At 56.4% G+C, this 7,302-nt stretch carries 9 protein-coding genes; 5 read left to right on the top strand and 4 right to left on the bottom strand.

The features are described 5' to 3' along the window. Positions 1–141: 141 nt before the first annotated feature. A complete protein-coding gene (locus RT613_RS21440; RefSeq protein WP_313618409.1) occupies positions 142–1,389 on the top strand; it encodes an MFS transporter in 1,248 nt (415 codons plus the stop codon). Positions 1,390–1,642: 253 nt separating this feature from the next. Then, positions 1,643–2,035: a DUF1232 domain-containing protein gene (locus tag RT613_RS21435; RefSeq protein ID WP_313618408.1), complete on the top strand. Its 393-nt coding sequence runs from the start codon at positions 1,643–1,645 to the stop codon at positions 2,033–2,035. Positions 2,036–2,285: 250 nt separating this feature from the next. On the opposite strand, the gene RT613_RS21430 is transcribed toward RT613_RS21435, so the two are convergent. Next, positions 2,286–3,638 (bottom strand): enoyl-acyl carrier protein reductase FabMG, encoded by a 1,353-nt coding sequence (locus RT613_RS21430; RefSeq protein ID WP_313618407.1) that lies wholly within the window; start codon positions 3,636–3,638, stop codon positions 2,286–2,288. Between the two features lie 347 nt (positions 3,639–3,985). Here RT613_RS21430 and RT613_RS21425 point away from each other — a divergent pair, with 347 nt between their 5' ends. Continuing rightward, a complete protein-coding gene (locus RT613_RS21425) occupies positions 3,986–4,186 on the top strand; it encodes a hypothetical protein (RefSeq protein ID WP_313618406.1) in 201 nt (66 codons plus the stop codon). 122 nt (positions 4,187–4,308) lie between these two features. Next, a complete protein-coding gene (locus RT613_RS21420) occupies positions 4,309–4,488 on the top strand; it encodes a hypothetical protein (RefSeq protein ID WP_313618421.1) in 180 nt (59 codons plus the stop codon). Positions 4,489–4,564: 76 nt separating this feature from the next. Here the strand turns inward: RT613_RS21420 and RT613_RS21415 are convergent, their stop codons facing one another. Then, positions 4,565–5,311, bottom strand: a complete 747-nt coding sequence (locus RT613_RS21415) for a hypothetical protein (protein WP_313618405.1) — start codon at positions 5,309–5,311, stop codon at positions 4,565–4,567. A 117-nt stretch (positions 5,312–5,428) separates the two neighbouring features. Here RT613_RS21415 and RT613_RS21410 point away from each other — a divergent pair, with 117 nt between their 5' ends. After that, the gene (locus RT613_RS21410; protein WP_313618404.1) at positions 5,429–6,004 is read left to right on the top strand and encodes a hypothetical protein; all 576 of its coding nucleotides are present in this window, start codon (positions 5,429–5,431) and stop codon (positions 6,002–6,004) included. A gap of 27 nt (positions 6,005–6,031) precedes the next feature. Here RT613_RS21410 and RT613_RS21405 read toward each other — a convergent pair whose 3' ends face one another. Further along, positions 6,032–6,727 (bottom strand): SDR family oxidoreductase, encoded by a 696-nt coding sequence (locus RT613_RS21405; RefSeq protein WP_313618403.1) that lies wholly within the window; start codon positions 6,725–6,727, stop codon positions 6,032–6,034. Between the two features lie 95 nt (positions 6,728–6,822). Continuing rightward, a complete protein-coding gene (locus RT613_RS21400) occupies positions 6,823–7,221 on the bottom strand; it encodes a hypothetical protein (protein ID WP_313618402.1) in 399 nt (132 codons plus the stop codon). Between the last annotated feature and the right edge of the window lie 81 nt (positions 7,222–7,302).

The following is a 7,302-nucleotide window of genomic DNA, read 5'->3' as shown; positions in this document are numbered from 1 at the left end:
ATACGATATGCCTTCGACTTTCCGACAAGCAAAATGCCTCTGACCGAATGACAAGATGAAATGCCCGTGGCTTGATGATCAGGTGTAAATGACCGGATCTTGCTGGCGCTGGCGGATAACAAAGACTGAACTGACATGACGATGACGACGCATCAGCGGAACTACATTCTGTTTTTGATTGCCGGGTCCGGTCTGGTGACCGTGGCGCGGGCGATGACGTTGTCGTTTCTGGCCATAAAGCTGCAGCAGACATTCGGGCTGGGGCCAGCGATGATTGGCGCAATTTTGGGTGCCGGGCCGCTGGTGGGCGCGCTGGCGGCACCCTTTGCCGGGGCGATCTCCGACAAGGTGGGGCGCAAGTCCATTTTGACCATTACGTTGATGTCCATGGCGCTTGCGCTGGTTGGCATGGGCACGGCTGAAACGGTGCTGGCCTTCTGTGTGGCGCAGATTGTTGGGGCTGTGGCGGTTGCGGTGTATGAGCCGATTTCCCGCGCCATGATGAGCGACGCCTGCCCTGAGGCGCAGCGGCTGAAATTTTTCTCCTGGCGGTACACGGCGGCCAATGTTGGCTGGGCCATTGGCCCGCTGATTGGCATTGCCGCCGGGGCTGCCTCGACCACGCTGTTCCTGATTGCAGGTGCGACCTATGCCGCCTTTGCGCTGGCGCTGCACATGTACAAGGTGCCCGTTGTTGAACCGTCCGAGGCCGTTCTGCCGGTGGCTTCAACCTCGCTGTTTGAAACAGTGAAGGCCGCGGCGCGTGACCCACGGCTGGCATTTTTTATTGCCGGCGGCATGTTGCTGATTGCCGTTTACGGCCAGTTTTCGGCAACGCTTGCGCCCTACCTTGCGGCAAATTTTGACGGCGGGGTTGAGATTTTCGCCTATATGCTGTCGATCAACGGTCTGGTGGTTTTGATCGGCAATCCCTTCGCGCGCCGGTTTATCGAACATGCAGGTGCGCTGCGGGCTCTGGTCGTGGGCTGCCTGTTCTTTTGTGTCGGAGAACTCGGTTATCTCGCATCTGGCGAAATATGGGGTTTTGCCATTTCCATGGTGGTGTTCACGATTGGCGAGATTCTGGTGGTGCCATCGGAATATATGCTGGTGGATGGCATTTCGACCGCACGAAACAGAGGCAGTTATTTCGGCGCGCATTCCTTTTCCACCGTTGGCAACTTCGTCGGGCCAACACTGGGCGGCGCTGTCATGGGCATGGTGGGTGGCCCGGCCATGTTCCTGTTGTTTGCCGGCATGGCTGGTGTCAGTGCGTTGCTGTTTACGGTGGGCACACGCATGCCGCCCCCGAAAATTCGCCCGGAGGGAAAACCAGCGACCACAGGCGCGCCATCGCAAGCCATCAGTCGCAGCATTGTGCTGGCCTGACAGAACACAATCACACCGCCCTCCTCTCCTTTTTGATGGTGGGCGGCATGTCTCGCCGGAGACATTGTGATCATGGATGTTTTGCCTAAACTGCCTTGACGCTGTTTCGATACCGGGTTGTTCGCATGACTGTTTTACAGCAAGCGCCGGCAAGATTAAGACCCGCAACCCTTTAACGATGCGCAGGGCCGCGCCTGTCGGCAGTTCTGCGTCATATTGCGGGGTGAGAGATGCAACGGGCTGGAGATGAGCCATGGCCGGATTTATGAAATCCGCAAAACAATGGGCACGCCGGATCAAGCGCGACGTGGTGGCCTTGTGGTTTGCAGCCCGTGATCCGAAAACGCCACTTGCCGCAAAACTGGTTGCGGCTGCGGTGGCCGCTTATGCGCTTTCCCCCATCGATCTTATCCCGGATTTCGTGTCGGTGCTTGGTTATCTCGATGACCTGCTCATTGTGCCGCTTGGCATTCTGCTGGCGGTTTACATGATACCGGTGGAGCTGATGACAGAGTTCCGGCAACGCGCCGCAATGCAGGCAAGCAGGCCTGCCAGCCGTGCCGGGCTTATGGCCATCTTGCTGATCTGGAGTGTTGTTGCCGCCTTATGCGGCTGGCTTGCCTACCGGCATTTTTATAGGCCTTGAGAGGCCGTATTGCCGCTTTGCGGCGTCAGCCGGACAGATGTTTCAGAACAAAAACACGGGCAGCGTTGGGTTTGGCTTGTCCGCCGCAGTGGCGCAGCGTGTGCGCCGCCATCTGCCGTTTATGGCCGCAAGCGCAAAGAAAAACCCCTGACGACAGTTGAGACGTTTGCCTCATGTCGTCAGGGGTTGGATCACTCTTTCTGAGGTCAGCGGCAGGTGCCGCCAATCAAACAAAGCGTTATGGCGCCAATCATGCGGTCTGGCGAAGCGGTGCCTTAGCTGCGGCGCTGTGATGCGTCGCGTTCAGCTGCTTGGCAACGATATCGTGGTTCAGCCACTGAACCGGACCGGTTGGTGCGGTGGAGGAGCGGAAAATCAGCTGGCCGGTGGATTCCACCACCAGGGCGCTGAGGTGATCGCTGATCAGGGCCTTAGCATCGCGGTGCATCTGCGAAATGTCATGCGAGGTGCTGATGGTCAGATCCGCCTGCGCCTGGCTGTTTGGCATTGGCCATGCGGCGAAATTGTAAAACGGCGTCATCACGTCGCTGGCCTGCATGGTGTGGATCTTGTCCATGACGTCATCAAGCGTTGCGCCATCGACCAGCAAGGCCTGGCAGGCCTGCCACTGGCTTTCAGCCCATTCCGCGCCACCTTCCTTTTTCAAGGCAGACAGCAGCGGGATCAAAGGCAGTTCAATGCCGGTGAACACATCAGACGAATTGGTGCGGATTTCCGGGCAGTTATAAACCGTGGCCTTGATGCCCTCACCCCATGCCTTTTCGGCAATGCCTTCCAGACGCATCTTGGCGTAGCCCTGCGTATAGTTGGTGTAGGTCTGCCAGCGATACTGACCATCGATCAGGATTTCTGCACCGTGGTAACCGTAAGCCGTGTAACGCACCTGGCTACCTGCAGCTTCAACGCGCTGGCGAATGGCAGCGCTGAACTCGATCAGGTGGCCAAATGTATCAGCCGAAACGGCATCAAAGTTCTGCAGGATCAGCTTGCCGAGATCGCTTTCCAGCAGCGCCTGCGACGACATGTGGCGCGCGCCGGTGCCCTTGTAGATGCGGTTTGCCAGAACCAGGAACACCTTGGCCTTGGGGATGCCGCCAGCCATGGTGTGGGCGAAAAACACGTTCTGCCCCTCGCCGATCATGCCATCCAGCTCGGCCATGACCTTCTGCAGTGCATCGGTGAAACGCTTGGTGCCGACTTCGCGGCACTTTGCAACGTAATTCCAGTCCAGCTTGTCCTGTTCCCAGCTGCCAATGGTCATGCCGGACAGAAGGTCTGTCGGGGTCTTGCCACCTTCCGGCGCATCGAGATCAAAACCGGCCATCAGCGGAATGTTGATGATCTTGCCGCCAAGGCGCTGTTCGGCAGCAGCCAGCTCTTCCGCATCCAGCGGGCGCAGCGAATTGTCTTCGTTGCGGCGACCAACCGTAATGCCAACGATTTTCATGCCGGCATTGCGCGCTTCATCAAGCAGGCCCGTGGCGTAACCACGTCCAAAAAGTTCTCCGAACAGAACAAACACATCACCGCTTTTAAAGAGCTTGTTTTCTGGAAGCTGGCTTGGAGAGGACGAATTTTTCATTTTTCTAACATTCTTGATTCGAGTCTTTGGGCGTCGGATGACATTTCTGGATCCTCTCATGCCCAAATTCGTTCACGATGGAAATTCATATTGGGTTACAGAGCAACGCATTACGTGAGCGCTGCGTTGCAACAGAGATGACCAGAATGCCAAAAATATGCTGGCAGGCTGATGCCCTTAGCGTTATTCGGGGCGAAATCTCAAGGGGAAATCACGCGAAATGCCGGAAAATGCTGGTAAATTCAGCTCATTCCCCTGTTAAACCCGGCATTGCAGTGACAGGCCGATAAGGTTATGCGTTGCGCCACATCTTAACGAGATGACGGAGAACGGACATTATCAAGATCATGGTATTGCTGCACAGTGCCGTTGGCACGGGTTGGCAGACACCCCCAAAAAAGATGGGCCTGAAGATTCTTTATGAGGCGCAGGCGCAGGGTTACATCGAGATTCGCGGTGAATTTCAAAAACGGCAGATGCGCCTGACCCCACTTGGCCAGGAAACCGTGGAGCGTGACCGCCGCCGTTTGCAGGCGCGCGAACTGTAATCATTGGGTGCTGCGCCAAGTCGAAGTGCGACAAGTTGGTGTGCGACACCATGTCATGCAGCAAGCAGCCAGCCAACTGGAGTAATGCTGCTCAGATATCGCAACAGCCTGGACAAAATAAAATGATGGATTGGGATTGGGTCAACTGGTTCCCTATAGTTTTCTTTCCGTTTAAAATTCTCGTATTGGGCATTGGCATGTTCTACTCCATCAAGTGGCACTACGACCAAGACAAGAAGAAAAAAGAAGAAGACAGCCGGCGACGGGCAGAAGCCCAGAAAACCGCAGAGGCCGCGAGCTGAGCGGCTGATCGATCTACCTTCATAAGATAGATGTGCTGAACTCGGCGGGATGATCTCCCGCCGCACTTCTTTTGCCTTACAAACCGACCTGGGCAAGCGCACGGCGCAAGGGTATGTCCGAAATCTGGATGACGCCCTGGAACGGGATATCCATATCCAGCACCAGATAAAAGGCCGTGGCAATGAGGCTGGCGCCCACCACGAAGGACGTTACCACCACGGCATTGGCGGGTGCCCGGTAACCGAAACTGGCAAAGATAAGGGTGAGCCAGGCGGCGACCAGTGCAATCAGCGGCCTTGGAATGGCGCCTTCGGCATTTTCCACGATGCCCCAGCGTTGTTCCACCACCCGGCGATATTGCTGGCGAATATCGAGTAGCAGGCTCTGATGGAATTGATCCCTCGGTTCGATGGTCAGCAGCGCGTCGCCCACCGCATCCAGCGCGTGGCCTGCATTGTCAGGCACCGCCTTGTCTGCCCGCGCCGGATTGGATATGGCCTGTTCCAGATAGATGCGGATCCTGTCTCTCGTTTCCTTGCCGGCCAGCCCGTAAGTGCGAAGCGACCTGTCCAGCAAGATGATGTTGGTGGAAAAGGCATGCAGATTATCGTCGATGCTTTCATAGGTGTTTTTGGCCGAATTGATCATCAGGCCGAACACGAGGGATGACATGACCACGAAGATGTTGGCGATGAGCCGCACCACGGCGCTGGTTTCATCATCGCGGTGGCGCAGGTGCATTTTGGGAGACAGCACCATGGCACCGATGGATGCAACGGACAGGCACCCGAAAATGATGGCGGCAATCCAGATATGGCTCATCAATGCCCCCCTCAGACGAAGCAGCAACCTGTGACTTGCAATTATGAGCAGATTTTCGCCAGCCGCCAATAGCCGTGATTGCATTCAAGGCGAGACGTCATTTAGGGTGCGAAATCATTGTTTTTCCAGAAATCGAACCTGACCTTGCCAGCCCTGTCTCCTTATCTCTTTGCCCCTGCCGCCATGTTGATTGGCATCTATCTGCTGGTGCGGTGCATCATCCTGCTGCGCCGGGTGATTTTTCCACGCTTGCGGGTGCGGTTTCCCGCCAGTGCGGAACCATTCACACTGACAATTCCGAAATCAGGCCGTTACGTGATCAATGTGTTGATACCGCCCATGACCTTTTTTATGGGCACATCGCATTTCTCGGCCCGCTTTACCCTGGCGACCTCGCCCGAGGGACAATCGATCAATTACCGGTCTTATCGACGGGGATTTTTTCAGGTGAAACGCACCGATATGAGCGGCAAACAGGCCATGCCGCTTGGTTCCTTTGAGTGTGCTACGCCGGGTGAGATCAGCATTTCCTGCGACAACCCCGAAACGATCCGCAGCAATTATCAGCTGGAAGTCTCGCGCCACATTCCGCCGCTCAGGCTCGTATCTCTCGTCGTGGCAACGATTGCCTCATCAACCCTAGCCATTGGCGGGTTTGCCATCACCATCCTCTGGATGACCGGCAGGATCTGAGCGGGTTTGGTCTATGGATTGGCCCGTTCAATCAATCGCCTTAAAATCATTGTCGAGTTTTTCCACCACCTCAACCCGGGCCGGGTTGCGCAGGATTTTTGCATATTTGTATTTGAAGGCGCCGCCGGAGAGATCAACGATCTGCTGCGCGGTCCAGCGCGGTTCCAGCATGGTGCTGGTGTCTTCGCTGGTGTCCTTCCAGAACGGTGTCTGGATGCCGGATGGTGCCACCACCAGCACCTTGCCAATGCCGGGGTCACGCACCAGCGATGCGCCAAGCATGGTCAAACCGGCCTTGGTTGCGGCGTAAGCCGGTTCCTGCGGCCTGGGCGTATAACCCGAACTAGAGGTGATCAACATCAGCTTCAGCGGCGTTGGTGCCACAGGTTTCAGCCGTGCCGCCAGCATCATGGGCGCGACGAGGCCGACATTGGTCATGGTCAGCAGCGCGTCATCATCCAGCGTGTCGATTGGACCACGCTGCAGAAACCCGGCGGCATAAACAAGCGTGTTGATGCCAGTGAACGCGGCAACCAGACGGTCAATGCCCTCAGTCAGATCAGCTGATGATGCGGTGATGGGCAGCCAGAAAAACCGCGCATCTGGCAGGTCAGGTTCTGTGCGGCCGGTGACGCAGACAGTGTGCCCTTCGGCGACATAATGCCGGGCCAGTTCCAGCCCGACGCCTGAACTGCCACCGACAATAAGAATATGCTTTTTCATCCCGTCCCCCCGGCGATCATGAAACTGTGGTTCACAAAGCCGGGGGCACTATAACCGGACAAAAAAAGGCTGCAACGCCCTTGAAACAGGATGTCTCAGACTGACTTGTTGAAGCTATCTGCCTCATCTTGTGTGGCGAAGGTGAAGGTGATGACTTCACTGTCATCCGCCTGACGGATGCCGATGGCGGTGACGATCAATCGCGCGATCTCATCCTGCGCTTCGGTTCCCGAACGGGTCATGGCAACCGTCTTTTCGATGGCGGGCGCAAACACCTCGCTGATAACACCAAGGCGCATATTGTGCTTCATGATGATGTCGCGGTCTTCGATGATCGCGGCCTGTTCTTCCTTGGGGATGCCGGCATTGTCCATGGCAGAAATCGTCGCATTGGTCGCAAGTTTGATCGGACCTTCGGCAAGCCAGCGCTCCACCATCTGATGGAACTGGCGCATGCGCGCAGCGGGAATTGTTTTTTCAACCGTGAAAGACATCAATATTCCTTTGTCCGTTTTTCTGCATGCGGATGTTTGCCCTCTATCGTGGGCCTGCTATCGCACGCATCAAGAACCTGC

The organism is Agrobacterium sp. (genome assembly GCF_032092815.1).
GTDB lineage: Bacteria > Pseudomonadota > Alphaproteobacteria > Rhizobiales > Rhizobiaceae > Agrobacterium.
The sequence above is the reverse complement of the archived record's forward strand: the minus strand, read 5'-3'. Positions and strand labels throughout refer to the sequence as shown.